The 25360-nt window shown below is 71.7% G+C and carries 30 protein-coding genes; 20 read left to right on the top strand and 10 right to left on the bottom strand.

Translation table 11 applies throughout. The features are described from left to right. Positions 1-58: 58 nt before the first annotated feature. The 3 genes from E4622_RS09340 to E4622_RS09330 form a co-directional block, all read right to left on the bottom strand. Positions 59-1063, bottom strand: coding sequence for an inorganic phosphate transporter (locus E4622_RS09340; RefSeq protein ID WP_134739930.1), 1005 nt, complete (start codon positions 1061-1063; stop codon positions 59-61). 6 nt (positions 1064-1069) lie between these two features. Beyond that, positions 1070-1687, bottom strand: coding sequence for a DUF47 family protein (locus E4622_RS09335; protein ID WP_134739929.1), 618 nt, complete (start codon positions 1685-1687; stop codon positions 1070-1072). A 101-nt stretch (positions 1688-1788) separates the two neighbouring features. Beyond that, positions 1789-3972 (bottom strand): RNA degradosome polyphosphate kinase, encoded by a 2184-nt coding sequence (locus tag E4622_RS09330; RefSeq protein WP_134739928.1) that lies wholly within the window; start codon positions 3970-3972, stop codon positions 1789-1791. A 58-nt stretch (positions 3973-4030) separates the two neighbouring features. Here E4622_RS09330 and E4622_RS09325 point away from each other — a divergent pair, with 58 nt between their 5' ends. Continuing rightward, on the top strand, positions 4031-5098 hold the full coding sequence (locus tag E4622_RS09325; RefSeq protein WP_245155968.1) for an alpha/beta hydrolase: 1068 nt from the start codon (positions 4031-4033) through the stop codon (positions 5096-5098). Between the two features lie 6 nt (positions 5099-5104). Here the strand turns inward: E4622_RS09325 and E4622_RS09320 are convergent, their stop codons facing one another. Together E4622_RS09320 and E4622_RS09315 are read right to left on the bottom strand one after the other, a co-directional pair. Further along, on the bottom strand, positions 5105-7408 hold the full coding sequence (locus tag E4622_RS09320; RefSeq protein ID WP_134739927.1) for a hypothetical protein: 2304 nt from the start codon (positions 7406-7408) through the stop codon (positions 5105-5107). A gap of 19 nt (positions 7409-7427) precedes the next feature. Beyond that, positions 7428-7790 carry a DsrE family protein gene (locus E4622_RS09315; RefSeq protein WP_134739926.1) on the bottom strand — a complete coding sequence of 121 codons (363 nt, stop codon included), beginning with the start codon at positions 7788-7790 and terminating at the stop codon, positions 7428-7430. A 22-nt stretch (positions 7791-7812) separates the two neighbouring features. Here E4622_RS09315 and E4622_RS09310 point away from each other — a divergent pair, with 22 nt between their 5' ends. The 11 genes from E4622_RS09310 (at position 7813) to E4622_RS09260 (ending at position 16081) form a co-directional block, all read left to right on the top strand. Then, a complete protein-coding gene (locus E4622_RS09310) occupies positions 7813-8307 on the top strand; it encodes an FABP family protein (protein ID WP_134739925.1) in 495 nt (164 codons plus the stop codon). Next, positions 8304-8726 carry a transcriptional repressor gene (locus E4622_RS09305; RefSeq protein ID WP_134739924.1) on the top strand — a complete coding sequence of 141 codons (423 nt, stop codon included), beginning with the start codon at positions 8304-8306 and terminating at the stop codon, positions 8724-8726. The genes E4622_RS09310 and E4622_RS09305 overlap by 4 nt, the downstream gene beginning before the upstream one ends. Next, on the top strand, positions 8723-9718 hold the full coding sequence (locus tag E4622_RS09300; RefSeq protein WP_134739923.1) for a folate-binding protein YgfZ: 996 nt from the start codon (positions 8723-8725) through the stop codon (positions 9716-9718). Before E4622_RS09305 ends, E4622_RS09300 begins: the two co-directional genes overlap by 4 nt. Beyond that, entirely contained in the window at positions 9719-9931 is a 213-nt protein-coding gene (locus E4622_RS09295; RefSeq protein ID WP_134739922.1) for a hypothetical protein, read from the top strand. Positions 9932-9968: 37 nt separating this feature from the next. Then, positions 9969-10622 (top strand): NUDIX domain-containing protein, encoded by a 654-nt coding sequence (locus E4622_RS09290; RefSeq protein WP_134739921.1) that lies wholly within the window; start codon positions 9969-9971, stop codon positions 10620-10622. A 204-nt stretch (positions 10623-10826) separates the two neighbouring features. Next, positions 10827-11777 (top strand): AAA family ATPase, encoded by a 951-nt coding sequence (locus E4622_RS09285; RefSeq protein WP_134740757.1) that lies wholly within the window; start codon positions 10827-10829, stop codon positions 11775-11777. A gap of 4 nt (positions 11778-11781) precedes the next feature. After that, positions 11782-12669, top strand: coding sequence for a DUF58 domain-containing protein (locus tag E4622_RS09280; protein WP_134739920.1), 888 nt, complete (start codon positions 11782-11784; stop codon positions 12667-12669). Then, positions 12653-13117, top strand: a complete 465-nt coding sequence (locus E4622_RS09275) for a hypothetical protein (RefSeq protein WP_134739919.1) — start codon at positions 12653-12655, stop codon at positions 13115-13117. The genes E4622_RS09280 and E4622_RS09275 overlap by 17 nt, the downstream gene beginning before the upstream one ends. Further along, complete coding sequence (locus E4622_RS09270) at positions 13114-14082, top strand: VWA domain-containing protein (RefSeq protein ID WP_134739918.1); 969 nt, start codon at positions 13114-13116, stop codon at positions 14080-14082. Before E4622_RS09275 ends, E4622_RS09270 begins: the two co-directional genes overlap by 4 nt. Further along, positions 14079-15062 (top strand): vWA domain-containing protein, encoded by a 984-nt coding sequence (locus E4622_RS09265; protein WP_134739917.1) that lies wholly within the window; start codon positions 14079-14081, stop codon positions 15060-15062. Before E4622_RS09270 ends, E4622_RS09265 begins: the two co-directional genes overlap by 4 nt. After that, the gene (locus tag E4622_RS09260) at positions 15059-16081 is read left to right on the top strand and encodes a hypothetical protein (protein WP_134739916.1); all 1023 of its coding nucleotides are present in this window, start codon (positions 15059-15061) and stop codon (positions 16079-16081) included. Before E4622_RS09265 ends, E4622_RS09260 begins: the two co-directional genes overlap by 4 nt. Before the next feature lie 6 nt (positions 16082-16087). On the opposite strand, the gene mshD is transcribed toward E4622_RS09260, so the two are convergent. Together mshD and E4622_RS09250 are read right to left on the bottom strand one after the other, a co-directional pair. After that, entirely contained in the window at positions 16088-16894 is an 807-nt protein-coding gene (gene mshD / locus E4622_RS09255) for a mycothiol synthase (protein WP_134739915.1), read from the bottom strand. A 21-nt stretch (positions 16895-16915) separates the two neighbouring features. Further along, the gene (locus tag E4622_RS09250; protein WP_134739914.1) at positions 16916-17656 is read right to left on the bottom strand and encodes a response regulator transcription factor; all 741 of its coding nucleotides are present in this window, start codon (positions 17654-17656) and stop codon (positions 16916-16918) included. Positions 17657-17889: 233 nt separating this feature from the next. Here E4622_RS09250 and E4622_RS23130 point away from each other — a divergent pair, with 233 nt between their 5' ends. Together E4622_RS23130 and E4622_RS09240 are read left to right on the top strand one after the other, a co-directional pair. Beyond that, positions 17890-18045, top strand: coding sequence for a hypothetical protein (locus tag E4622_RS23130; protein WP_245155967.1), 156 nt, complete (start codon positions 17890-17892; stop codon positions 18043-18045). A 165-nt stretch (positions 18046-18210) separates the two neighbouring features. Next, entirely contained in the window at positions 18211-18681 is a 471-nt protein-coding gene (locus tag E4622_RS09240; RefSeq protein ID WP_134739913.1) for a thioredoxin family protein, read from the top strand. A 3-nt stretch (positions 18682-18684) separates the two neighbouring features. Here the strand turns inward: E4622_RS09240 and E4622_RS09235 are convergent, their stop codons facing one another. Both E4622_RS09235 and gmd read right to left on the bottom strand, forming a co-directional pair. Next, entirely contained in the window at positions 18685-19662 is a 978-nt protein-coding gene (locus E4622_RS09235) for a GDP-mannose 4,6-dehydratase (protein ID WP_167736033.1), read from the bottom strand. 2 nt (positions 19663-19664) lie between these two features. Continuing rightward, positions 19665-20663, bottom strand: coding sequence for a GDP-mannose 4,6-dehydratase (gene gmd / locus E4622_RS09230; protein ID WP_209021855.1), 999 nt, complete (start codon positions 20661-20663; stop codon positions 19665-19667). Between the two features lie 110 nt (positions 20664-20773). On the opposite strand from gmd, the gene E4622_RS09225 reads away from it, so the two are divergent. The 4 genes from E4622_RS09225 to E4622_RS09210 all read left to right on the top strand — a co-directional run bounded on the left by E4622_RS09225 (position 20774) and on the right by E4622_RS09210 (position 23079). Then, positions 20774-21205, top strand: a complete 432-nt coding sequence (locus E4622_RS09225; protein WP_167736032.1) for a VanZ family protein — start codon at positions 20774-20776, stop codon at positions 21203-21205. A gap of 253 nt (positions 21206-21458) precedes the next feature. Continuing rightward, entirely contained in the window at positions 21459-21923 is a 465-nt protein-coding gene (locus E4622_RS09220; protein ID WP_134739909.1) for a DUF4395 domain-containing protein, read from the top strand. A gap of 11 nt (positions 21924-21934) precedes the next feature. After that, the gene (locus E4622_RS09215) at positions 21935-22783 is read left to right on the top strand and encodes a sulfurtransferase (protein WP_134739908.1); all 849 of its coding nucleotides are present in this window, start codon (positions 21935-21937) and stop codon (positions 22781-22783) included. Continuing rightward, entirely contained in the window at positions 22783-23079 is a 297-nt protein-coding gene (locus E4622_RS09210) for a DUF1416 domain-containing protein (RefSeq protein WP_134739907.1), read from the top strand. The genes E4622_RS09215 and E4622_RS09210 overlap by 1 nt, the downstream gene beginning before the upstream one ends. Positions 23080-23288: 209 nt before the next feature. Here the strand turns inward: E4622_RS09210 and dtd are convergent, their stop codons facing one another. Beyond that, on the bottom strand, positions 23289-23714 hold the full coding sequence (gene dtd, locus E4622_RS09205) for a D-aminoacyl-tRNA deacylase (RefSeq protein ID WP_134739906.1): 426 nt from the start codon (positions 23712-23714) through the stop codon (positions 23289-23291). 165 nt (positions 23715-23879) lie between these two features. Between dtd and E4622_RS09200 the strand changes: the two genes are divergently transcribed. Both E4622_RS09200 and E4622_RS09195 read left to right on the top strand, forming a co-directional pair. Then, positions 23880-24734: a 3-keto-5-aminohexanoate cleavage protein gene (locus tag E4622_RS09200; RefSeq protein WP_134739905.1), complete on the top strand. Its 855-nt coding sequence runs from the start codon at positions 23880-23882 to the stop codon at positions 24732-24734. A gap of 201 nt (positions 24735-24935) precedes the next feature. After that, on the top strand, positions 24936-25349 hold the full coding sequence (locus tag E4622_RS09195) for a hypothetical protein (RefSeq protein ID WP_134739904.1): 414 nt from the start codon (positions 24936-24938) through the stop codon (positions 25347-25349). The last annotated feature ends 11 nt before the right edge of the window (positions 25350-25360 follow it).

Genomic DNA, 25360 nt, shown 5'->3' with positions numbered 1-25360 from the left:
TCGTGGACGATCGCGGTCCGCGCCCACGAATTCGTTAGGGACTACCCCAGCGGAGCGGCTAGGGCAGGACCTCGATGAGGAAGTGGCTCACCCAGTAGCAGAGGGCGGCGACGAGGCCGGCCATGGGGAAGGTGAGGATCCAGGCGGCGACGATGGACTTCGCGACGCCCCAGCGGACGGCGGAGAAGCGCTTGGTGGCGCCGACGCCCATGACCGCCGAGGTGATGGTGTGGGTGGTCGAGATGGGGGCCGACCAGACGAACGCCGTCGTGTAGAGCACGCCGGCCGCGACCGACTCGGCGGCGAACCCGCGGGCCGGGTCGAGGGCGATGATGCGGCGCCCGAGGGTGCGCATGATCCGCCACCCGCCGGCGTACGTGCCCATCGAGATGGCGCCGGCCGCGGCGATGATCACCCACAGCGGCAGGTCGTCCTCGGGCTTGACGAAGCCGCCGGCCAGCAGCGCCAGGAAGATCACGCCCATCGTCTTCTGCGCGTCCTGGAGGCCGTGGCCCAGCGCCATCGCGGCGGCCGAGAGGGTCTGCAGGAAGCGGAAGTTGCGCTGCACGCGGTGGGGGTTGCGCTTGCGGAACATCCACATGATCGCCAGCATCAGCGCGAAGCCGGCGGCGAACGCGAAGAGCGGCGAGATGATCATCGGGATGACGACCTTGTCCAGCACGGTGGACCACTTGACGAACGTCCCGGAGGCCAGCGCCGCGCCGACGAGGCCGCCGATGAGCGCGTGCGAGGACGACGAGGGCAGGCCGTAGTACCACGTGATGAGGTTCCAGGCGATCGCGCCGAGGAGCCCGGACATCACGATGACCAGGCCGTGCGAGCCGTCGGGTGGCGAGATGACGCTGCCGACGGTGTTGGCGACCTCCTGGCCCAGGAAGGCGCCGACGAAGTTCATGACGGCGGCCATGATCAGCGCCACGCGCGGCGTCAGCGCCCGGGTCGACACCGAGGTGGCGATGGCGTTGGCCGCGTCGTGGAAACCGTTGGTGTAGTCGAACGTCAGGGCGACGACGACGACAGCGATGACGAGCGCGAGTTCCACGGTGGGTCAGGACTCCTTGACGGCGATCTGCTCCACGATGTTGGCGACCTTCTCGAAGGCGTCGATGGAGTCCTCCAGGGACTCCACGATGTCCTTCAGCTTCAGCACCTCGATGGTCTTGTACTCGCCCGAGAAGAGGTTGGCCAGGATCCGCCGGTGGTTCTTGTCGCCGGCGTTCTCGAGGCGGTTGATCTCGATCCAGTACTCCTCGAGCGACTGCATCGAGCGCAGGTTCGGCATCGACGCGGACGTCAGCTCGGCGCACCGCTGGAGGACCTCGACCTGCTGGGACAGCTCGGTCGGGAGGACCTTCACCTCGTAGAGCAGGATCATGTCGACGACCTCGTCCATCAGGTCCATGATGTCGTCGAGCGCCGAGGCCAGCGAGTAGATGTCCTCGCGGTCGAACGGCGTGATGAAGGTGCTGTTGACCCGACGCACGATGGCGTGGGTGGTCTCGTCGGCGGCGTGCTCGGCGTCGCGCATGCGCTGCCCCACGTCGGCGGCGTCGGCACCCTCGCTGAGCATCTCCGCGAGCAGGTCAGCGCCCCTGACGAGGTGATTGGCCGACTCCGTGAAGAGGTCGTAGAAAGAGGTGTCGACCGGACGGAATCGCAGACCCACGGAACGCTCCTGATGAGGCGGTGACGAACGCGCCTCATGCTAGGGGGTGGGAGTCGCGCGTGCGCAACTCGCGGTCCCGGGGTCCTGCGGCAGCCGCAGGGCTAGACCGTCGTACGCCGCCTGCGCTGGCCCTCGATCAACGCCTCCTGGAGATGCACCTCACCCTCGTTCTGCACCCAGGTGCCGTCGGGTCCGAGCAGCCACGCGCTGGCGGTCGGCGCGAACGCCAGGTCCAGGAGGCGTTCGATGGCGCGCACGCTGTCGGCGGCGGGCACCCGGACCAGCACCTCGACGCGGCGGTCGAGGTTGCGGTGCATCATGTCGGCGGAGCCGATCCAGGCGACCGGCTGCCCGGCGTTCTCGAACCAGAACACCCGGCTGTGCTCGAGGAAGCGGCCCAGGATCGAGCGGACCTCGATGTTCTCCGACAGGCCGGGTACGCCGGGGCGCAGCGCGCAGATGCCGCGCACGAGGAGCTGGACCGGGACGCCCTCCTGGGAGGCGAGGTACAGCGCGTCGATGGTCGCCTCGTCGACGACGGAGTTGGCCTTGAGCCGGATGCCCGCGGGCTCGCCGGCGCGGTGGTGCTGGATCTCGGCGTAGATCTGGTCGAGGAGCCCGCTGCGCACGTTGTCGGGCGCGACCAGGAGCTCCTCGTAGCGGGCGTTGCGCGACCAGCCGCTGAGGTTGTTGAAGAGGTGGGCGACGTCCTCGCCGATGCGCTCGTTGGTCGTGATGAGCCCGAGGTCCTCGTACATCCGCGAGGTCTTGGGGTTGTAGTTGCCGGTGCCGATGTGGGTGTAGCGGCGGATGCCTTCGGGCTCGTCGCGCACCACCAGCGACAGCTTGCAGTGGGTCTTGAGGCCCACCAGCCCGTAGACGACGTGGCAGCCGGCCTGCTCGAGCTTGCGCGCCCAGCGGATGTTGGCCTGCTCGTCGAAGCGCGCCTTGATCTCCACGATCACCAACACCTGCTTGCCGGCCTCCGCGGCGTCGACCAGGGCGTCGATGATGGGGGAGTCGCCGGAGGTGCGGTAGAGGGTCTGCTTGATCGCCAGGACGTGCGGGTCGGCCGCGGCCTGCTCGATGAAGCGCTGCACCGAGGTGGCGAACGAGTCGTAGGGGTGGTGCAGCAGCACGTCGTTGCGCTTGGCGGCCTTGAAGATGTCGACCGGCGCGGCCGACTCGACCTCCGCCAGGCGCGCGTGGGTGGTCGGCACGAACGCGGGGTACTTCAGGTCCTCGTGGGTCAGGTCGGCGATGCCGTGCAGCCCGCGCAGGTCGAGCGGCCCCGGCAGCCGGAAGACCTCCTCGTCGGAGACGCCCAGCTCGGAGACGAGCAGCTCCAGCACGGAGGGGGCGATCGACTCCTCGACCTCGAGCCGGACCGGCGGGCCGAAGCGGCGGCGCAGCAGCTCCTTCTCGAGCGCGGCGAGGAGGTTCTCGGCGTCGTCCTCCTCGACCTCGAGGTCCTCGTTGCGGGTGACGCGGAAGGTGTGGGCCTCCAGCACCTCCATGCCCGGGAAGAGGCGCTTGAGGTGGGCGCCGATGACGTCCTCGAGCGGCACGAAGCGCGCGTTGCCCAGGGGCACGAACCGCTCGAAGATCGGCGGCACCTTCACCCGCGCGAAGTGCTCCTTGTCGGTCTTGGGGTTGCGGATCACGACCGCGAGGTTGAGCGAGAGCCCCGAGATGTAGGGGAACGGGTGCGCCGGGTCCACCGCGAGGGGCGTGAGCACCGGGAAGATCCGGTCGCGGAAGAGCCGCTTGCAGGACTTCTGCTCCTCGCGGTCGAGGTCGTCCCAGCGGACCAGCTCGATGTCGTGCTCCTTGAGCGCCGGCACCAGCTGGTCGCGGAAGACCTGGGCCTGGCGCTCGGTGAGCTCGCGGGTGACGGTCCAGATCCGCTCCAGCGTCTCGCGCGGCAGCATCCCGGAGGCGGCGCGTACGGCGAGCCCGGCGGCGATGCGCCGCTTGAGGCCGGCCACGCGCACCATGAAGAACTCGTCGAGGTTGCTGGTGAAGATGGCCAGGAAGCGCACCCGCTCCAGCAGCGGCAGCGACTCGTCCTCGGCCAGCTCGAGCACCCGCTGGTTGAAGTGCAGCCACGACAGCTCCCGGTCGAGGAAGCGGTCGTCGAAGCGCTCGATGGCCGCCGTGGTCTCCGGGTCGGGGACGTAGGTGACGTCGGCGTCGTAGGGCTCGTCGGTGACACCGTCGCTGGCGTCGCCGCTGAGGGTGACCCCGTCGACGGCGACGGGCTCCGGGACGATCTCGAGAGGCATGCCCGCAGTGTGACACCGCCGGGTGAACGGGCGGTGTCACCTCGGTAGCGTGCGCGGCGTGACGGACTCCGTGGGCCACCCGCTGCTACGACGCGTGACGACGGCGCGCGCCGTCCTGGAGAAGGCGCTCCTGCGCGGCGCCCTCGCGCTCCCCGACGGCGTGCAGCGCCGTCTTGCGGGCCCGCCGGTGCGCCTGGACGGCCAGGAGCTGGCGGTCGAGACGCAGCTGGCGCTGCGGCTGCAGCGCCTGGCGCGGGTCCCGGGCGCGGAGACGATGCCGATCCCCGAGGGGCGCCGCGCGATGCTCCACCACACCCGCCTCGTCGCGGGGGAGCAGCCCGTCGGCGCCGTCCGCGACCTGCGCGCCGGCGACCGCCCCGCCCGCCTCTACACCCCCGCGGTGACCGGGGCCGGTCCCCTCCCGCTGCTCGTCTTTTTCCACGGCGGCGGCTTCATGTACGGCGACCTCGACAGCCACGACGCGCCCTGCCGGGTGCTGGCGGAGCGGGCCGGGGCGCGGGTGCTGGCGGTGACCTACCGGCTGGCGCCCGAGCACCCCTTCCCCGCCGCCTACGACGACGCGCTGGCCGCCTACGCCTGGGCCGTCGAGCACGCGGAGTCACTCGGCTGCGACCCCGCCCGCCTGGCGGTCGGCGGCGACTCCGCCGGCGGCAACCTCGCCGCGGGCGTCGCCCTGGAGGCCGCCCGCCGCGGCTGGCCGCTCGCCTTCCAGCTGCTCGTCTACCCGATGACCGACGCCGAGCACGCGACCCGCAGCTACACGATGTTCGATGAGGGCTTCTACCTCACCCGCGGCTTCATGCAGCTGGCCGAGGACTCCTACAACCCGCCGGGCCAGGACCTGCGCGACCCGCGCCTCTCGCCCTACCACGCGGAGCTGCCGGCCGGCCTCGCCCCGGCCTACGTCGCCACGGCCGGCTTCGACCCGCTCCGCGACGAGGGGGAGGCCTACGCGCGCCGGCTCTCGGAGGCCGGGGTGGAGGTCACCCTGCAGCGCTTCCCCGACCAGATCCACGGCTTCCTGCAGATCGTCGGGGTGGGCCGGCGCTCACGGGCCGCCGTCGACGAGATCGCCGATGCGCTGCGCTCCGGTCTGACCGCCTGACGCAGCTCAGCGACGCCGGCGTGACCACCGCGTCCGGTGCTCCTCGCCGTCGTCGGCTGCCGGGGGAGGCGGTGACGACGGTGCGGTCTCGGGCCGGGGCTCGGGGGCGGAGCCCGCGACGCGCTGGGTGAGCTCGGCGAGCCGCTGCTCGGCCTCGAGCCGCTCGCGCATCGTCTCCTCGACCAGCTCGGTCTGGCGGCGTACGGCGGCCTCGACCGCGCTGCGCTCCATCGCGCGGTTCTCGGCGGCGGCCTCCGCCTCGGTGCGGAGCCCGGCCTGACGGCGGGCCTCGGCGAGCGCCCCGTCGAGCTCGGTCCGCAGCTCCTGGAGCGCCTCGGCGTGGGTCTCGGCGGTGGCGACCGCCTCGCGGGTCAGCGCGGTGAGCTGCTGCTGCAGCTCGAGCCGCTCGGCGACCGCCTCACGGGCCTGCTCCGCGTGCGCGCGGGCGTCCTTCTCGGCCAGGGCGCGTGCGGCGAGGGCCGCCTGCGCGGCCTCCTCGGCCTGCACGCGCGCCTCGTGGGCCTCGCTGGCGAGCCGGGACGACTCCTGCGCGGCGACCTCCGCGGCGGCGCGGGCCTCGTGGGCGAGGCGGGCGGCCTCGGCCTGCTCGGCTGCCCGCGCCTGGGCGGTCGTGGCGCTGTCGGCGGCGTCGCTCGCGGCGACGCCCTGGAGGCGCGCGGCCTCCTCGGCGGCGTGGCGCTCGCGGGCGACGGCCTCAGCTGTGTCGGCCTGGGCGCGGGCGGCGTGCTCGGCGGCGGCGCGCGCGATCCACGCCTCCTGGGCCGCCCGGGCGTGCTCGGCAGCGGCCTCGTCGGCGGCCCTGCGGGCCTCGGCCTGCTCGCTGGCGGACGCCTCCGCGGCGGCGCGCGCCTCGCTCTCGGCGGTGGCCGTCTGCTCCGCGGCGACCCGGCCCTCGTGGGCAAGTCGGGCGGCCTCGGCCTGCTCCGCGGCCGCGGCCTGGGCGGCGGTGGCGCTCTCGGCTGCCTCGGTCGCGGCGACCGCGTGGACGCGCGCGCCCTCCTCGGCGGCGAGCCGGGTCTCGGCGGCGGCGAAGGCGCGCTCGGCCTGCTGCTGGGCGGCCCTCTCGGCCAGGGCTCGCGCCTCGTGGGCCTCCTGGGCCAGCTGGGCGTGGGCGGCGGCGGTCTCGTCGGCGGCACGGCGGGCCTCGGCCTGCGCGGCGGCCGCCTGCTCCGCGGCGGTCCGGGCCTGAGCCTGCTCCTCTGCGGCGCGCTCGGCGCCCACCCGCGCCTCCACGGCCTCGGCCGCGAGACGTGCCTGCTCGGCGCCGGCGGCCTGGGCGGCGGCCGCGTCCTGTGCGGCCGCGGCGGCGGCGGCGGCCTGGACGCGCGCGCCCTCCTCGGCGGCCAGGCGGGTCTCGGCGGCCGCGAAGGCGCGCTCGGCCTGCTGCTGCGCGGCGCCCTCGGCCAGCGCCCGCGCCTCGTGGGCCTGCTCGGCGAGCTGGGCGTGGGCGGCGGCGGTCTCGTCGGCGCTACGCCGGGCCTCGGCCTGGGCGGTGGCGGCCTGCTCGGCGGTGGTCCTGGCCGCGGCCTGCTCTCTTGCGGAGCGCTCCGCGGCCTCCCGTGCCTGCGAGGCCTCCGCGGCCAGGCGGGCCTGCTCGGCCGCGGCCTGCTCGGCCGACTCGCGCTCACGGACCGCCTGGGCGGCGGCCTCCTCGGCGGCGGCGCGGGCCTGCACGGCCTCCTCGGCCGTCCGTGCCGCCGCGGCGGCGGCCTCGTCGGCGGCGGCGCGTGCCTGGGCGGCAGCGGCCGCCTCCTCCGAGCGCTCGCGGGCCGCCGTCTCGGCCGCCTCGCGGTCCCGGGCGCTCGCGGTGGCCGACTCCTCGGCCGCGAGCCGGGCGGCGGTCGCCTCCTCGATGCCCACGGCCGCGAGCCGGGCGGCCTCCTCCGCCTCGCCCCGTCGTACGGCGGTCTCGGCGGCGGCTTCCTCGGCGACCCGTCGGGCCTCGGCGTGCTCCGTGACGGCCCGCTCCGCGGCCTCACGGGCCTGGATGGCCTGGGCGGCGGCCGACGCGTGCTGGAAGGTGGCGCGCTCGGCCTGCTCGCGCGCGGTCGAGGCGGCGAGGGCCGACTCCTCGGCGACCAGCCGCTCCGCGGCCTGCTCGGCGGCCGCCAGCTCGGCGGCGCGGTGCAGGGAGGCGGCCTGGGCCGCGGCGAAGGTCATCTCGTCGGCGCGGGCGCGGGCCTGCTCGACGGTCTCGGTGGTCTGCGAGGTCGGCGGCGCCTCCGGCTGGCCCTTGCGGCGCCAGCGGCGGGCGCCCTCGCTGTCGGGAGGCGGGTTGCTGGAGCTCACACCCAGCAGCGTAGTGACCTCAGTAGACGACCGCTTGGGCGTCCGGTGCCAGGATCTCCTCGGCGAACACCGCGGCGCCGGCGATCCGCACGCCCTTCAGCAGGTCGGCCTCGGTGAGGCCACGCCGTACCGCGCACTGCGAGCAGACCGTCACCTGCCCGGTGTCGATGACCAGGCCGATCAGGTCGGCCAGCGGCGTCGCGTGGGGCAGGTCGAACAGCTCGGCGCGACCCGGCACCGCCAGCCACGCGGCCTCCCCGGTCAGCCACAGGGACACCGGAGCCCCCGCGGCGACAGCGGAGGCGGCGACGGTGAAGCCCTGGTTGCTGCGCTCGGCGTCCTCCGCTCCGCAGGTGACCTTGACGACCAGCGATCGCGACATGGCGACAGACTAGGCTGGCGTCGTGGCCTTCGAACTCCCGGACAACCTCCACCCCCAGTGCGGACCGGTGGCGTGGATGCTCGGCACCTGGGCCGGCAACGGTCACGGCGACTACCCGACGATCGAGCCCTACCAGTTCGGGCAGGAGCTGATCTTCACCCACGACGGCCGCCCGTTCCTGCACTACTTCGCCCGCTCGTGGATCGTCGACGAGGCCGGCGAGAAGGTGCGCGACGCGGCGCTCGAGACCGGCTTCCTGCGCTGCCAGCCCGACGGGCAGATGGAGCTCCTGCTCACCCACAACACCGGCTTCGTCGAGATCTACTACGGCACCGCCGGCGAGGGGAAGCTCGAGGTCAGCACGGACGCCGTCGTGCGCACCCACACCGCCAAGGAGTACGTCGGCGGCCACCGCCTCTACGGCAACGTGGAGGGTGACCTGCTCTACGCCTTCGACATGGCGGCCATGGGCCAGGAGCTGCAGCCCCACACCTGGGCCCGGCTCCAGCGGAGATGACCGTGGCCGACGACTGGCGCACGCGCCTGCGGGAGAGCGGTCACCGGCTCACCCCGCAGCGCGAGCTGATCCTGGCCGCCGTCGAGGAGCTCGGTCACGCCACGCCCGACCAGGTGCTCGCGCACGTGCGCCAGCGGTCGGAGGCGGTCAACATCTCCACCATCTACCGCACGCTCGAGGTGCTCGAGGGGCTCGGCCTGGTGCGCCACGCGCACCTGTCGGACCGCGCCCCGACGTACCACTCGGTGACCGACCACGAGCACTTCCACACCGTCTGCCGGAATTGTGGGCGCGTCACCTCCGTTGACCCAGGTGTGCTGACCTCCCTGCGCGACACGCTCCGCGACGACCACGACTTCGCCGTGGACGTCGGCCACCTCACGGTCTTCGGGACCTGTGCGCGAGGGTGTGAGTCGTGACCGGTCCCACGCCCTCCCCGCTCCTCGCCCTGCCGGGCGCCGTCGCCGGCAACGGCATCGACGCGCCGGTCGCCGCCCACTACGGGTCGTTCAACACCGAGCAGCGCTCGCTGGAGGCAGGCGAGGGCTTCGTCGACCTGTCCCACCGCGACGTGATCCGCATCAAGGGCCCCGACCGCCTCGACTGGCTGCACAACCTCACCACGCAGTTCTTCGCCGGCCTCGCCCCCGGCGTGTGGACCCAGGCGCTGATCCTCAGCCCCACCGGCCACGTCGAGCACGAGCTCCGCGGCGTCGACGACGGCGAGTCGTTCACGGCGTTCACGGAGCCCGGCGCCAGCGGCCCGCTCATCGCCTTCCTCGAGCGGATGGTCTTCATGACCCGCGTCGAGGTCACCGACGTCACCGCCGACGTAGCCGTCACCTGGCGCCCCACCTCCTCGCGGTCGGTTGAGGAAGGCGCGCTGGCGCCTGTCTCGAAACCAGACGAAGGCACCTACTACCTCGTCCCGCGCGACCAGCTCACGACGTTCGCCGAGGCCGCCGGCCCGGCGTGCGGCCTGTGGGCCTTCGAGGCGCTGCGCATCGCCCGCGGCGAGCCCCGGTTCGGCCTGGACACCGACCACCGCACGATCCCCAACGAGGTCGGCTGGGTCGGTACGGCGGTCCACCTCGACAAGGGCTGCTACCGCGGCCAGGAGACGGTCGCCCGCGTCCACACGCTCGGCCGTCCGCCGCGACGCCTGGTGCTGCTGCACCTCGACGGCTCCGAGAACCGCCTCCCCACCCGCGAGAGCGAGCTGCTCCTCGGTGACAAGCCGGTCGGCCTCGTCGGCACCTCCGCGCGCCACCACGAGCTCGGCCCCATCGCGCTCGGCCTGGTCAAGCGCAACGTCGCCCTCGACGCCACCTTGACCACGGACTCCATGCCGGCCGCGCAGGAGGTCGTCGTCGACCCGGAGGTCGGCCTGCACGTCAGGCCCCGCCGCTAGATGCGGGGCACCGACCGCGCGGTCGTCGTCCTGATCGCCCTGGCGGTCTCCGGGCTCACGGTGCTGCTGATCGCCGGTCACGGACCGTGGGCGGGACGCACCCTCATCGCCTTCAGCCCGCGGCACGGACTCAACAGCGGCGACCTGCCGGTCCTGCTCCTGTGGGCGGTCGCCATGGCCGGCTGCGGCTACCTTCTGCTCCGCAGGGACTGAAGGCCCACACCGCAGCAAGACGACAAGGAGAGACGACGTGACGATCGGCGAGGACGAACCCGACAAGCGAGGTCGCACCGGACTGCACCTCACCGGTCTCGACCTCGACCGCAACCCCGACATCAGGGTCCGCGAGGTCGAGCTGCTGGCGTGCGACTGGTACGTCCTGCGCGCCACTTCCTACGACCGTCGCCGCGCCGACGGCACCTGGCTCACCGAGCGGCGCGAGACCTACGACCGAGGCAACGGCGCCACGATCCTCCTCCACGACACCGAGCAGCGACGGGTCCTGCTCACCCGCCAGTTCAGGTACGCCGCCTACGTCAACGGCCACCCCGACGGGATGCTCACCGAGGCCGCGGCCGGTCTCCTGGACGAGCAGGACCCGGAGACCGCGGTCCGGCGCGAGACCGTGGAGGAGACCGGGGTCGAGGTCGGTGAGGTCACGCACCTCTTCGACCTGTTCATGAGCCCCGGCTCGGTGACCGAGCGGCTGCACTTCTTCGCCGCCCCCTACGACTCCCGCAGCGTCGACCACCGCCTCCACGGGGTGCACGCCGAGGGCGAGGACATCGAGCTGGTGGAGCTCGACTTCGACGCCGCCCTCCAGGCCATCGGCACGACCATCACCGACGCCAAGACCGTGATCCTCCTGCAGTGGGCCGCCACCAGCGGCCCCTTCGCCCGCTGAGGGAGCGTTGCTCCCCACCCCGTGACCACGGCGGGAGCAGCCCGGTCCCGTCAGCGCCGGGAATCCTGGAGTGGCCGCGGGGAGTGCCAACCCTTGGTTTACTTGGCGCTCACGCTCGACCACCGACCAGGAGTCCCCTTGAGCACGATCGCGGCCGCTGAGTCGAGCACCATCGAGGCCGGTGAGCTCACCGATGCTCGTCGGATGCTTGCGGCGGTGGAGGACGTCTTCTCGTCGAGGATCGCCGGACAGGAGCAGGTGCGTACCGCGCTGCTGACAACCGTCCTGGCCGAGGGCCACCTGCTGCTGGAGAGCGTGCCCGGTCTTGCCAAGACGTTGGCTGCCTCGACGCTGGCGCGGTCGATGGACGCCGTGTTCGCCAGGATCCAGTGCACCCCCGATCTCCTGCCCAGCGACATCATCGGTACGCAGGTCTACGACCCCCGCACCCACGAGTTCGACACGCAGCTGGGTCCGGTGCACGCCAACATCGTGCTGCTCGACGAGATCAACCGTGCCAGCGCCAAGACGCAGTCGGCGATGCTCGAGGCGATGCAGGAGCGGCAGACGTCGATCGCGGGCGTCGTGCACAAGCTCCCCGAGCCGTTCATGGTCCTGGCGACGCAGAACCCCATCGAGGAGGAGGGCACCTACGTCCTCCCAGAGGCGCAGATGGATCGCTTCCTGCTCAAGGAGGTCGTCGACTACCCCTCGATGGCCGACGAGCTCGACGTCCTCGACCGGGTCGCCGACGGCACGCTCGGACCGCACGCCCTGGACGTGTCGCCCGTGCTCACGACCGCGCAGGTGGTGGGACTGCAGCGGCTCACCGAGCGGGTCTACGTCGACGCCTCGATCAAGGACTACATCGTGCGGCTCGTCCACGCGACCCGGCACGTCGGGGACGTGCTGGGGTCCGACCAGGCCAGGTACGTCGAGATCGGTGCGAGCCCCCGCGGCAGCATCGCCTTCCTGCAGGTCTCGCGGGCGCTCGCCGTCCTCGACGGCCGCAACCACGTCCTTCCCGAGGACGTGCGTCGGCTGCGCCACGGCGTGCTGCGCCACCGGATCCACCTGACGTTCGAGGCCCTGGCCGACCGGGTGCGCCCGGAAGAGATCATCGACGCGCTCTTCGACGTCGTGCCGACCCCCTGAGCGGATGACCACCCATCTCCCTCGGATCAAGGCTCGGCTGGCCATCCACTCCCACCGCAAGGTGCGCGGCCTCCTCCAGGGCGAGTACGCCTCCACGGCGGTCGGTCGCTCGATGGACCTCAACGACCTGCGGGAGTACGTCCGCGGCGACGACGTGCGCGACATCGACTGGAAGGCCTCTGCCCGTGGTGGACAGATGCTCGTCAAGCGCTTCGTCGCCACTCGCAAGCACACCGTCCTGGTCGTGGTCTCCACGGGCCACAGCATGGCCGCCGTCAACGCGCGGCTCCTTCCCAAGCGCGACCTCGCCGTCTTCGTCGCCGGGGTCGTGGGCTGGTTGGCGGTGCGCCACGGCGACCTCGTAGGCGTTGCCTACGGAGACGCGGGCGGTTGCCACGTGCGTCAACCGTCCGGTGGGGAGCTGCGGCTGGAGCGATCTCTGGGTGCCGTCCACGACGCCATCACGCCTCAGACCGCGCCCGCTGACCTGGCCGGGCTGCTGGAACACGTCGCCCGCGTCGTGCGTCGGCGCCGCACGATCATGGTCGTCGTCTGTGACGAGCAAGGTCTCGACGACCGCGTGGCCGCGGCGCTCGGGCGGGCCCGTGTGCAGCACGAGGTGCTGCTCGTGACCCTGGACGACCTCGACCCGACGCTGCGCTCCGTGCCGGGCTTGAGGGACGTGGACCGAGGCACGCTCCTGCCCGACTGGCTGGGTGAGGACGCGCGGTTGAGGCAGGACTTCGCGGACGCGGCCGCGGCGCAGGCGGCGGACCTCAAGGCCGGACTGGCGCGTCTGGGCATCCCCTACGAGCGGGTCGCGGACCACGAGTCCGCCGTGCCGGCTGTCTTCCGGCTTCTGGAGAGGCACCGGCATGCTCGCAGCCGCTGAGTTCACCGGGCCCACGTCGTACTCCCCGTGGTTGACGTGGCTGGCGATCCTGCTGCCGGTGCTCGTGGTCGCGTGGTACGCCGGGGTGACCTGGTGGGCTCGGTCCCCGGGTCGGCCGCGAGAGACCGGGTCCGAGGCGCACCGGCGGGAGCACCTGGCCCGCCTTGACCGGGTGGAGGCACAGGTGGGCGCGGGAGACCTCTCGCTTCGAGGGGCGCACCAGGCGATCAGCGAGATCGTCCGGTCCTTCGCCGCCGCGGTGGGAGCGGTGGACACCCGTCCGATGAACCTCGAGCAGCTGCGTCAGCGGGGTCCCGCCCCGGTGGCCGAGGTGGTGGCACTGGTCTACCCGCCAGAGTTCTCTCCGGGGTCGCAGGGAGACCCCGCCGACCGGCTCGCGCAGGCCTTGGCGGACGCCCGGGCCGTCGTCGTCGGGTGGCGACCATGATCGAGCTCAGGTGGCCCATGCTGGCCGTGAGTCTCGCATCGATCGTCGTGCTGCTGGTGCTGCTCTGGACCCGTCAACCGCGTCGCAGGGACGACGGATTGCTGGTGGCTCACACCGACCGGCTGCGGACCCTGCCGCGGTTTCGCGCCCTCGCTCGTCGTGAGCAGCTGGTCGCGGCGGTGGCGACGCTCGGCGCTCTGGCGATGCTGACGGGCGCCATCCTGATGAGCGCGCGTCCCGCTCGACCGGTGGTGGTCGAGCCCGACCGCAACGGGCGCGACATCGTGCTCTGCCTCGACGTCTCAGGCTCGATGGACCCCTGGAACCGCAAGGTGGTCGAGAGCTTCCGGCAGCTCTTGGACGGCCTGAACGGGGAGCGCCTGGGGCTGACGATGTACAGTGGCCTGTCCATCTCCGTCTTCCCCCTCACGGACGACTACGCCTTCGTCCGCAGCAAGCTGGACGAGGCGGAGGCCGCCTTCGCCACCGAGGACTACGACTACTTCATCGGCACGGAGGCGGTGGAGGAGCGGGCGAGCCAGACGGGGGACGGGGTCATGTCGTGCCTCCAGCGCTTCGACGTCGACCACGACGACCGGGGCCGCGCGATCGTGCTGGCCACGGACAACGACCCGCTCGGCGAGGGCATCTTCACCCTCTCGGAGGCCGCGGGCGAAGCCCGCCGCGACGAGGTCGTCGTCTACGGCATCGGCACCCCAGGCATGAAGCCCGCACGTGCCACGGAGCTCACCGACGCCGCGGAGGACACCGGCGGGTTCATGTCCGTGGTCGAGGACACCGGGGGCGTCGACGACGTCATCCGCGGCATCCAGGAGATCGAGCGCGACCGGCTGCGTCCCCTGCCCACCGGCGTCGAGATCGACGAGCCGGTGGTCCCCTTCGGGGTGGCGGTCGCCGGCTTCGTCGTCCTCCTCAGCGGCGCGCTCCTCGGGAGACGCCGATGAACCCCATCGTGGACCTTCCGTTCATCGTCGTCGGTGCGTTGGTGCTGCTCGCCATGGTCGTCTACGGCGCCGCGTGGTCGCGTCGGAGCGAGCGCGGCGGGTGGCTCCTCCGAGGCCTGATGGTCGCCCTGCTGGTGGCCATCGCGCTGCGTCCGGGCTCGGGGGAGGAGCCGGTGGCGCCGACCCGCACGGCCGACCTCGAGGTGCTGGTCTTCCTCGACCGCACCACGTCGATGTCCGCGCTTGACTGGGCGGGACGACGCCCTCGCCTCGCGGGAGCCCGAGCGGATCTCAACGAGCTCGTCGACGCGCTGCCCACAGGCCGGTTCACCGTGGTCTCGTTCGGCCGGCGGGTGCGCATCGAGCTGCCGTCCACCCAGGACGAGACGGTGATCGCCGACTACATCCAGCTGCTGCGCCGCGAGGAGGCCTTCGCCGGTGACGGCTCGAGCCTGGACCGTCCGTTGGCGACGATGGCGAGCCTGCTCTCCGAGCTCGAGGAGCGGTCTCCGCGTCGGCCGCGTCTGGTCGTGCTGATGGGGGACGGAGAGAACACCGACGCCCGGGCGCAGCGCTCGTTCGCGCAGCTCGCACCCCTGGTCGACGCCGGGGTCGCTCTGGGCTACGGGACCGTGGCCGGCGGGCGCATGCCGCTGGTGGAGGGCAGGCCCGAGCAGGGCTGGGTGCAGGCGCGGCGAGGTGGGGACGCGGTCTCTCGGATCGACGAGACCAACCTGCGGGCCGCGGCCCAGGAGATGGGCGTGCCCTACGTGCACCGGACCGCCCCAGCCGGTCTGGACGCGATGGCCGCTGAGTGGGCGGACCGGTTCCAGGAGCCGGATCCGGCGTACGACGGGGCCGAGGTCCCCGTCGCCCTCGACCTGTACTGGATGTTCGCGCTCGCTCTCGTCGCTCTCGGTCTCGTGGACCTGCGTCGCTACTGGCGGCGCTCGTGGGCCGCCGGGAGGTCCCTGGCGTGAGCAACCCGAACCGCAGACGCGCTCGCAACCGGCTCTATCTCGTCGGGGTCCTGCCGGCCCTCCTGATGCTCCTGGTCTCAGGTCGCATCGGACTCCTGCTCGTCGAGGAGGCGCAGGGGCTGTCCGCCTTCGACTCCGAGCAGTACGACGGGGCGCGAGGCGACTTCGCGGCCAATCAGCTCCTCAACCCCTTCGAGCAGTGGATCGCCCACTTCGACGAGGGCGCCTCGTTGCATCGCGACGAGGAGCTCGACGAAGCCGTGGACGCCTACGAGCGAGCGCTCGACGAGGACGTCCCTCCCGAGTGGGAGTGCCGGGTGCGCAACAACCTCGCGCTCGCCCACGAGCAGCTGGGCGACGCGTTGGTGGAGGAGCGCGGGAAGCTGGCCGCCGAGGACGAGTGGCTGATCGCCCGCGAGGTGCTCGAGGGCTGTGTGGAGGTCGAGGCCGCGAAGGAGGCCGCGCGAGAGGCCGAGGAGCTCGACGATCCCCGTGACCCGGCCGACGCCGACACCGACCAGGACGGCGAGATCAGCGCCGAGGAGGCGGCGGCGCAGGCGGACACGGACCAGGACGGCGAGGTGAGCCCTCAGGAGGCGGAGGCCGCCGCCGAGGCGGACACCGACGAGGACGGGGTTGTCAGCGCCGACGAGGCTCGAGCCGCTGCCGAGGCGGCCGCGGACGCCGACGGCGACGGTGAGGTGAGCGCGGAGGAGCGGGCAGCCGCCGACGCGGCGGTCGCCGACGCCGACCGGGACGGCTCAGTGAGCCCGGAGGAGTCCTCTGTGGTCATCGACGACCGCCTCGCGGACAAGCTGGCCGACCGCGACCCACCCGACGCCGAGGACGCCGCCGACCCGCCGCCGGCGGACGAGACCGTCGCCGAGCGCCAGCAGCGCCTCGCCGAGCGCAACCGCCGAGCGTTGGAGAAGCGCCGTCTGGAGGAGCAGCGCCGCGAGTCCCGCCGGGACTCCCGCTCCAACTCCCAGGCGGAGCCAGTGCCGCTGCCTGAGTGGTGAGAGCGGCTAGCGCCGGTACTGCACGTGGGTGTCCGCGTCGGCGTGCGTGAAGCCCAGGCCCGAGTAGACCGCGATCGCGGGCGCGTTGTCGGACTCGACGTACAGGATGATCTCGTCGACGTCCGCGAGATGGTGGAGCCCGGCGAGGGTCAGCGTCTTGCCCAGCCCCTTGCCCTGAGCGGCGGGGTCGATGCCCACGACGTACACCTCGCCGGTCTCGGCGGAGTGACGCTTGGTCCAGTGGAAGCCCAGCAGCCGCCCGTCGCCGGCGTCGGCGACCAGCAGCCCGGCCGGGTCGAACCAGTCCTCCGCCATCCGCGCCGCCAGGTCGTCGGTGTCCATCGCGCCCTGCTCAGGGTGGTGCGCGAACGCCGCCGCGTTGACCCGCAGCACCTCGGCGGCGTCGTCGGGCACGTAGGAGCGCACCTGCACCCCGTCCGGTACGGCGAGCGGCGGCAGCGCCGCGGTGGTGGGCCGACGCATCACCCACAGCGCGCGCACGGGCTCGAACCCGTGGGTCGCAGCGAGGGCGGCCGCCCCGGGATGGTCCACGTGTGACCACGCCAGCAGCGTCGTGCCCTCCAGGTCGGCGAGCGCCTGCTCCAGCAGCTCGCGGCCGATGCCGTGGCGTCGCGCCTCGGGCCGCACCACGAGGCTCAGCTCGTCACCCACCAGCAGCGCGAACCCGTCGTCGTGTGACCATTCGCGTGCCAGCTCGGGGTGGAGGCGTCGGGTGCGCCAGGTGCCCTCGTCGATGGGGGCGGCGCCGTCGACGGCCTCGGCCTCGGTCGCGATCAGCTCGAGTCGGCTCATCGCCTCAGCCTAGGGCTGGGCTCAGGCGTCCTGCTGCTGGCGCTCGGAGACGAGGGCCGCGTCGGCCGCGCCCTCCTTGTCCTTCGCCGGCACCACGAAGCGGTAGCCGACGTTGCGGACGGTGCCGATGAGGGTCTCGTTCTCGGGGCCGAGCTTGGCGCGCAGGCGACGCACGTGGACGTCGACGGTGCGGGTGCCGCCGAAGTAGTCGTAGCCCCACACCTCCTGCAGCAGCTGCTGGCGGCTGAAGACGCGGCCGGGGTGCTGGGCAAGGAACTTCAGGAGCTCGAACTCCTTGAAGGTCAGGTCCAGCGACCGGCCGCCGATCTTGGCGGTGTAGGTGGCGTCGTCGACGACGACCTCACCGGAGCGGATGACGTGCGCGTCGGGATCGGCGGCCTCGCGACGGGCGTGGAGCCGCCCGATCGCCAGCTTGATGCGGGCCTCGAGCTCGGCCGGTCCACACGTGTGGAGGACGACGTCGTCCATGCCCCAGTCGTGGTTGACGACGGACAGGCCGCCCTCGGTCACGATGAGCAGGACGGGCACGTCGGTGCCCGTCGTACGGATCAGGCGGCACAGGTCGCGGGCGCCGGCGAGGTCCTGGCGTCCGTCGACGAGCAGGAGCCCGGCCTCGGGCGCCTCCAGCAGGGCGCTGCCCTCCGCGGGCAGGACCTTGACCTGGTGCCCGAGCAACGACAACCCGGGCAGCACCTCCGACGAGGGCTGCAGTGCGCTCGTGAGTAGCAGCAGTGTGCTCACAATGGTCTCCTCCCGACAATGGGGCGGGGACCGAAACGCAACGCTGGGCTCCGGTCAGGCGAATCTCAGGAGAAGAGTACCGAAACGTGTCAGACACAGTGGATCGTTCCAAGTTAAATGAGACCGATCTCATCCGGGTCCGTTACTGGGCTGCCGCACGATCGGCCGCCGGGGTCGACGGGGATGACCTGCCGGTAACAGGCCCGATCTCGCTCGCCGAGGTCATGGAGCGCGTGTCGGCTCTGCACGAGGGCACCCGCCTCATGGACGTCATCGGCGTCTGCTCGGTCCTGCTCGGCGACCGCCCCGTCGCCACCGAGGACCCCGCCGAGCTCCAGGTCCCCCCGGGCTCGACCCTCGAGTTCCTCCCACCTTTCGCCGGCGGCTGAGCCCCCGGTGGTTGAGGAGGGACGAAGTCCCGTCTCGAAACCACGGCTGCCGGGGTGCCGTACGCCGCCGGGGGTTTCGAGACGGTTGCTGCGCAACCTCCTCAACCCACGGCTCGGTGGACGACGTCGCGGAATGTCGTACGCCGCCGCGTCGTTGAGGTCGACGTGCCCACCGGACTCCTCGTGCTCGTCGTCGCCGTCGTGGCGGCGCTCGCGTTCGGCGGCTACCGCGCCCTGACCGACGGTCGCTTCCGCGGGACCCGCCGGGTCCGCGACGCCGAGACCCCGCCCGAGCCGGAGCAGCCCGAGGCGGTCGAGCCCGTCCCGCCCTCGCTCCTCGTCGACACGGCGTGGGCCGACCAGCTGGGGGACAAGGCGACGCTGCTGCAGTTCTCCTCGGCGTTCTGCGCGCCCTGCCGCGCGACCCGTCGGATCCTCAGCGAGGTGGCGGAGGTCGTCCCGGGCGTGGCCCACGTGGAGGTCGACGCCGAGCACCACCTCGACCTCGTGCGTCGCGTGGGCATCCTGCGCACCCCGACGACGATCGTCCTCGACGCTGACGGCGTCGAGGTCACGCGCGCCGCCGGCGCCCCGCGCAAGGATCAGGTCCTCCAGGCGCTGAGCCGGATCGGCTGACCGTCAGCCGAGGTAGAGGTACTCCGGCGACTCCTCGACACCGGACTCCAGCCGGGTGAGGTCCACGCGCACCATGTGGGCCACGACGTCCTCGAACGTCTGCGTCGGCTTCCAGCCCAGCATCCGGTGCGCCTGCGACGGGTCGGCGGCCATGGTGGGGGAGTCCGAGGGCCGAAGCAGGGCAGGGTCCTGCACGACGTACGCCGCCGGGTCGCCCGCCCCCGCTGCCTCGAAGGCCGTCACCAGCAGGTCGTGCAGCGTGTGGGTCACTCCCGTGGCGATGACCAGGTCGGCCGGAGCTGCGGCCTGGAGCATCCGCACCATCGCGTCGACGTAGTCGGCAGCGGCGCCCCAGTCGCGTGCCACGTCCAGGTTGCCCAGCGTGAGCTCGTCGCGACGCCCGAGGGCGATCTCGGCGGCGGCGCGGACGATCTTGCGGGTCACGAAGCGCTGGGGTCGAAGGGGGCTCTCGTGGTTGTGCAGCACGGCCGTGCAGGCGAAGAGCCCGTGCTCGTCGCGGAAGCGCGTGGTCGCTGCGTGAGCCCGAGCCTTGGAGCGTGCATACGGGCTGTCGGAGGCGTCGCCGGTCTCCTCGGCGGAGCCCGCCTGGAAGAACCGCACGTCGACGGCCTGCTCGTCGCGCAGCTCGAGGAGGGCGGCGAGCATCCGCTCGACGGCGGCGCCGTTGACGTCGTCCACCAGCTGGGGGTGGTCCCAGCTGGCGCCGACGGAGGAGAAGCCGGCGAGGTTGAACACCCGGGTCGGTCGGTGTGCCTCGAGGAGGTGACGGAAGCCAGCGTCATCGCGCAGATCGTGCTCGACCACCTCGACGCCGTCCAGGTAGACCGCCATCGCCCGGCTCGCCTCGTCACCCGGGCGCACCGTGCCGACCACGCGGACGCCCTCTGACACCAGGCGCCGGGCGAGGTACACGCCGTCCTGGCCCGAGACCCCGGTGACGAGCGCGGTCTGCCGAGACATGGTCATCGTGGCTGGGTGCCGAACCCCTCGGCGAGCGCGGCGACGTCCGCGTCCACCATGAGGCGCGCGAGCTCCCGCACGCCGGTCTCCGCCTTCCAGCCCAGCAGGTCGCGTGCCTTGGACGGGTCGCCGATGAGCGCGTCCACCTCGGTGGGCCGCTCGTAGCGCTGGTCGAACATCACGTAGTCCTGCCACTCCAGGTCGGCGTGCTCGAAGGACATCTGCACGAACTCGCGCACCGTCGTGCCGACGCCAGTCGCCAGCACGTAGTCGCTCGGCTCGTCGGCCTGCAGCATCCGCCACATGCCCTCGACGTACTCCTTGGCGTAGCCCCAGTCGCGCACCGCATCGATGTTGCCGAGCATCAGCACGTCCTGGACGCCGGCCTTGATCGCTGCTACCGCCTTGGTGATCTTGCGGGTCACGAACGTCTCGCCGCGTCGCGGCGACTCGTGGTTGAAGAGGATCCCGGACACGGCGTACATGTCGTAGGCCTCGCGGTAGTTGACCGTCATCCAGTGGGCGTAGAGCTTCGCGGCGGCGTAGGGCGAGCGCGGGTAGAAGATCGTGTCCTCGCCCTGCGGCGGGGGAGTCGCGCCGAACATCTCCGAGGTGGACGCCTGGTAGAAGCGGCAGTCGAGCTTGGCGGCGCGGATCGCCTCGAGCAGGCGAATCGTCCCGATGCCGTCGGCGGACGCGGTGTACTCCGGCATCTCGAAGGACACCCGGACGTGGCTCTGGGCCGCCAGGTTGTAGACCTCGTCCGGCTGGATCTCGAGGACCAGGTTGACCAGGCTGACCCCGTCGGTCATGTCGCCGTAGTGGAGGAAGAGCCGCTCGCTGGCCTCGGGGTTGAGGTAGATCGGGTCGATCCGGCCGCGGTTGAAGCTCGAGGACCGGCGCACGAGCCCGTGCACCTCGTAGCCCTTGGCGAGCAGCAGCTCCGCGAGGTACGAGCCGTCCTGGCCGGTGATGCCGGTGATGAATGCGCGCTTCGGCACGGTGGTCCCGTTCTCTTGCCCTGCAGTGGAGGTCGGATGGCCCACGAGCATAGAGATCCCGGCCCGGGGGGCTCCCTGGCCCCGCTCGCCCACATGGGACGGTGTCCGTCGTGGAGACGAGGGACCGGACACGGCGAGCGGCGCGCGTCCTGCTGCTCTGCTACCTGGCGGTGCTGCTCTTCGCGCTGCTCACGCCGTCGGTGGACACCCCCTCCTCGAGCGTCAGCTGGGTCGGCGACGTCCTGGACCGGCTCGGCGCCCCCGACCGCTTGCTCGTCCCCTCGCGCGTCGAGTTCCTGTGCAACGTCGCGATCCTGGTGCCGGCCACCGGGTTGGCCGCCCTGATCTGGGCCGGCCGCACGTGGCGCGACTGGACGGCCTACGGCTTCGTGTTCGCAGGGAGCGTGGAGGTGGTGCAGGCGCTGCTGCTCGACGAGCGCTCGGCGACGTACGTCGACGTCGTCGCCAACGCGCTCGGCGCCCTTCTCGGCGGAGCGTCCGTGGGCCTGGCCCGAGCGTGGTCATCTCGAATGGCGGACTGACCATCCACGATGCGGACACCGATTGGGCGTCCTGACAGGGCCCTCCCTACTCTGGAGTCATGACCTCGACCTGGTTGACGAAGCGACGCGCGGTGGACCACTGCCGCGTCCACTCGTCCCTGTGTCGAATGTCCTGACGGGCCCCGTCCACTGCTCCGCTAAGTCTACTAGTTCACTCTAGTTTCCTGCCGAGCCGCGCGCACCGAGCGCCACGGGTCCCTGCCTTCCCCAGCAGCCAGGACACAGGAGAGCCATGAGCACCCAGATCGACTCGCGCGGCCCGCAGCTCAACGCTGCGGTGACCGCCGTCGTCCTGGCGACGGTGCTCGCCACCGCGCCCAGCACCTTCGCCACCGTGCTGCTGTCGGTCCAGGCTGCGCTGTTCGCCTGGGCCGCCGTCCTGGGCGTCCAGCGCAGCCCCCACTCCTGGTTCTTCCGCACGTTCGTGCGCCCTCGCCTGACCAAGGCGCCCGAGTGGGAGGACCCCGCCCCGCCGCGGTTCGCCCAGGCGGTCGGCCTCGGCTTCGCGCTCGTCGGTGTCATCGGCTTCCTCTCCGGTGCCGACCTCCTCGGCCTGGTGGCCACCGGGTTCGCCCTGACCGCCGCCCTGCTCAACGCGGTCTTCCGGTTCTGCCTGGGCTGCGAGCTCTACCTGCTCATCCGCCGCTTCACCAGCACGTCTGGCCCGGTCGCCGCCGGCCGGTCCGCAACCAACTGAAAGGCAACACCATGACTCGCGAGAGCTCCCTCGTCTCCCCCCAGTGGGTGGAGGACAACCTCGACAACCCCGACGTCGTCCTGATCGAGGTCGACGAGGACACCACGGCCTACGACAAGGGCCACATCCGCAACGCGATCAAGCTCGACTGGACCACCGACCTCCAGGACCAGGTCCGCCGCGACTTCGTCAACAAGGAGCAGTTCGAGGCCCTCCTGTCCGACCGCGGCGTCTCCAACGACCACCGCGTCGTGCTCTACGGCGGCAACAACAACTGGTTCGCGGCCTACGCCTACTGGTACTTCAAGCTCTACGGCCACCAGGACGTCGTCCTGATGGACGGCGGCCGCAAGAAGTGGGAGCTCGACTCCCGCGAGCTCACCGACGCGGTCCCGACGCGTGAGAAGACGACGTACTCCGCGCAGGACCAGGACACGTCCATCCGCGCCTTCCGCGACGACGCCGTCGCCGCCATCGGCGTGCAGAACCTCATCGACGTCCGCAGCCCCGACGAGTACGCCGGTCGCCTGCTGGCCCCGGCCCACCTCCCGCAGGAGCAGGCGCAGCGCGCCGGCCACGTGCCCACGTCGCTCAACGTGCCGTGGAGCAAGAACTGCAACGACGACGGCACCTTCAAGTCCGACGAGGACCTCAAGGCGCTCTACGCCGATGTCGGCATCGACGACTCCAAGGACACGATCGCGCTGTGCCGCATCGGCGAGCGCTCGTCGCTGACCTGGTTCGTGCTCAAGGAGCTGCTCGGCCACCAGAACGTCAAGAACTACGACGGCTCCTGGACCGAGTACGGCTCCCTGGTGGGCGTCCCGATCGCGCTGGGCGACGAGCCCGGGGACGCCTGATGTGCGGCGCTACCGAGGGCGGGCTGTCGCTGGACGGCGTCGACGTCAAGAAGGAGGCCATCATCCAGGGCCAGGTCTTCCGCGGCGAGGACCCCGTCGGCAACGCCTACGTGCGCCTTCTCGACCGCACCGGTGAGTTCACCGCCGAGGTCCCGACCTCGGCCACGGGCCACTTCCGGTTCTTCGCCGGCGAGGGCGAGTGGACGCTGCGCACCCTCGCCCCCAAGGCGGACCCCGTCGACAACCGCGTCGTCGCGGCGGTCGGCTCGGTCGCCGAGGTGAACGTCCGCCTCTGAGAGTTCGGCCCCGGGCCGTGTGTTCGCAAGACACACGCCCGGGGCCGCTCCTATGCTGCGTCTAATACCGTGTCTTTGAGAGGCAGCAGTGACGAAGCGCAACCCGGCAGTGGCACGCAAGCGGATGGCCTACCTCCAGCTGGCGGGGCTGCTCGTGCTGGTGGTCATCACCGCCTTCGTCGTCTACAAGTCCATGCAGGTCGGCTGAGTCACCGCTCCAGCACGAGAGTGACCGGCCCGTCGTTGACCGACTCCACCCGAATGTCGGCGCCGAACACCCCGCGCGAGACGCTCGCACCCAGCGTCTGCAGCTCCCTGCAGAACTCCTCGTAGAGCGGCTCGCTGACGGCGCCAGGCGCTGCCGCCGCCCACGTGGGGCGACGCCCCTTCGCGGCGTCGCCGTAGAGCGTGAACTGACTGACGACCAGGATCGGCGCCGAGACGTCCGAGGCGGACTGTTCCTCCCGCAGGATGCGCACCCCCCACACCTTCCGCGCCAGCCACCGGACGGTCTCCTCGGTGTCGGAGTGCGTCACCCCGAGATAGACCAGCAGCCCGGGCCCGTCGATGGCTCCGGTCACCTCCCCGTCGATGCTCACCGCCGCCGACACCACCCGCTGCACCACCGCCCTCATGACAGAGATCCTCGCTCACGGTGGTTGAGGTGCGAGCGGAGCGAGCCTCGAAACCACCCACCAGTGGTCCAGCAGTGAGGAGCGCCAGCGACGAACACCCGTCGAGACCCCGGACCGCCGACCGCCCACCACCACCTCTGCGGCCGCTCTGACACCATGACCCGCATGTCCGTCGTACCTCCCGAGGCCCTGCTGATCACGGTCGCCCCCACCGGCGCCGAGACGTCCAAGGTCGACTGCCCGCAGCTCCCCACGACGCTCGAGGAGCTCGTCGCCACCGCCCAGGCTTGCGAGGCTGCCGGCGCCGCCATGATCCACGTCCACGTGCGCGACGCCGGGCATCGCCCGACCCTCGACCTGGGCCTCCTGACCGAGACCGTCGACGCCCTCCACGAGAGCACCGACCTCGTGGTCCAGCTCTCGACGGGTGGCTCGGTGCACGACCCCCTCGACAAGCGCCTCAAGGTCCTGGACGCACGGCCCGACTCGTGCAGCCTCACCATGGGCACCACCAACTTCGGCGACGACGTCTTCTCCAACCCCTGGCCGTTCGTCTGCGAGCTCTACCAGCTCAGCCAGGAGCGACAGATCGTCCCGGAGTTCGAGCTCTTCGACCTCGGCCAGGCCCACGCCCTCACCCGCCTCATCGACCGCTTCGGCCTCCCGTACGGCGGTCGTGTCCACTGCGACTTCGTCATGGGCGTGCCCGGCGGGATGCCTGGCACCGCCGACGCCCTCGTGGCGGGCGTCGCGACATTGCCGCCGGAGGTCACGTCCTGGTCGGCCACCGGCATCGGCCGCACGACCCTTGCCGTCGCCCTCGCGTCCCTGTCCAAGGGCGGCCACCTGCGGGTGGGGATGGAGGACGTGCTGACCATCAGTCGGGGCGTCCCGGTGGAGAGCAACGCCCAGCTGGTCGAGCGTGTGGTCTCACTGGGTGCGCTGGCTCAGCGCCGGCCGATGACCCCTGCCGAAGCGCGGAACCTCCTCAACATCGCCGACGCGGTCCCGATCGTCTAGCGCACCCAGCATGCGTCGGGGAAGGCAATAGCCCCAACGGGCCACGCGACGTAGGCCATTCGGTGAACTTTCCGGATAGGAGTCCTCTTGGGCACGAAAGGTGCTCTGAACTGGCAAAACGTCATGGCGGTGTGATTCACTACTCATGCACTTTCAAATACTTAGCCGACGTCTCGAGGGCGTCACATGGGGAGATACCTGATGAAGAAGCTGATCGTGGGCCTGCTGGCCTCGTTCCTGATCGCGTCCGGGCTGGTGGCCTTCACCGGTTCCCCGTCCACGGCTGCCTGCCCCTACACGGGCTGCATCGCCACGAGTTCGTCGATCACGGGCCCCAAGTCGGTGAAGCAGAACACCGCGCCCAAGTTCAAGATCAACGTGCGTGCGAACGGCAACGCCCGGCCGCGTGGCTCGGTCAAGGTCACCGTCAAGGGTCCCGGTGTCAACAACACCCGCACGACCTCCTTCACCGGATCCCCCAAGTCCGTCAAGGGCCCGCGTCTGCGCAAGGCCGGCCGCTACACGGTGACGATGGTGTTCACCCCGGCGAAGAACTCGGTCTGGAAGGGCTCGCGCGACTCCTACAAGCTCAAGGTCGTCAAGCGCCGCCGCTGACACGACTTGCT

It is taken from the genome of Nocardioides sp. 503 (genome assembly GCF_004522095.1).
Classification (GTDB): domain Bacteria; phylum Actinomycetota; class Actinomycetes; order Propionibacteriales; family Nocardioidaceae; genus Nocardioides.
The sequence above is the reverse complement of the archived record's forward strand: the minus strand, read 5'-3'. Positions and strand labels throughout refer to the sequence as shown.

Coding starts and splice junctions, on each gene's coding strand:
- E4622_RS09200 (WP_134739905.1), top strand. CDS start 23,880: ATGTCCGTCGTACCTCCCGAGGCCCTGCTGATCACGGTCGCCCCCACC.
- E4622_RS09295 (WP_134739922.1), top strand. CDS start 9,719: ATGCGGGGCACCGACCGCGCGGTCGTCGTCCTGATCGCCCTGGCGGTC.
- E4622_RS09275 (WP_134739919.1), top strand. CDS start 12,653: ATGCTCGCAGCCGCTGAGTTCACCGGGCCCACGTCGTACTCCCCGTGG.
- dtd (WP_134739906.1), bottom strand. CDS start 23,714: ATGAGGGCGGTGGTGCAGCGGGTGGTGTCGGCGGCGGTGAGCATCGAC.
- E4622_RS09330 (WP_134739928.1), bottom strand. CDS start 3,972: ATGCCTCTCGAGATCGTCCCGGAGCCCGTCGCCGTCGACGGGGTCACC.
- mshD (WP_134739915.1), bottom strand. CDS start 16,894: ATGAGCCGACTCGAGCTGATCGCGACCGAGGCCGAGGCCGTCGACGGC.
- E4622_RS09280 (WP_134739920.1), top strand. CDS start 11,782: ATGACCACCCATCTCCCTCGGATCAAGGCTCGGCTGGCCATCCACTCC.
- E4622_RS09195 (WP_134739904.1), top strand. CDS start 24,936: ATGAAGAAGCTGATCGTGGGCCTGCTGGCCTCGTTCCTGATCGCGTCC.
- E4622_RS09210 (WP_134739907.1), top strand. CDS start 22,783: ATGTGCGGCGCTACCGAGGGCGGGCTGTCGCTGGACGGCGTCGACGTC.
- E4622_RS09220 (WP_134739909.1), top strand. CDS start 21,459: ATGAGCACCCAGATCGACTCGCGCGGCCCGCAGCTCAACGCTGCGGTG.
- E4622_RS09315 (WP_134739926.1), bottom strand. CDS start 7,790: ATGTCGCGATCGCTGGTCGTCAAGGTCACCTGCGGAGCGGAGGACGCC.
- E4622_RS09305 (WP_134739924.1), top strand. CDS start 8,304: ATGACCGTGGCCGACGACTGGCGCACGCGCCTGCGGGAGAGCGGTCAC.
- E4622_RS09270 (WP_134739918.1), top strand. CDS start 13,114: ATGATCGAGCTCAGGTGGCCCATGCTGGCCGTGAGTCTCGCATCGATC.
- E4622_RS09235 (WP_167736033.1), bottom strand. CDS start 19,662: ATGTCTCGGCAGACCGCGCTCGTCACCGGGGTCTCGGGCCAGGACGGC.
- E4622_RS09265 (WP_134739917.1), top strand. CDS start 14,079: ATGAACCCCATCGTGGACCTTCCGTTCATCGTCGTCGGTGCGTTGGTG.
- E4622_RS09215 (WP_134739908.1), top strand. CDS start 21,935: ATGACTCGCGAGAGCTCCCTCGTCTCCCCCCAGTGGGTGGAGGACAAC.
- E4622_RS09285 (WP_134740757.1), top strand. CDS start 10,827: ATGCTTGCGGCGGTGGAGGACGTCTTCTCGTCGAGGATCGCCGGACAG.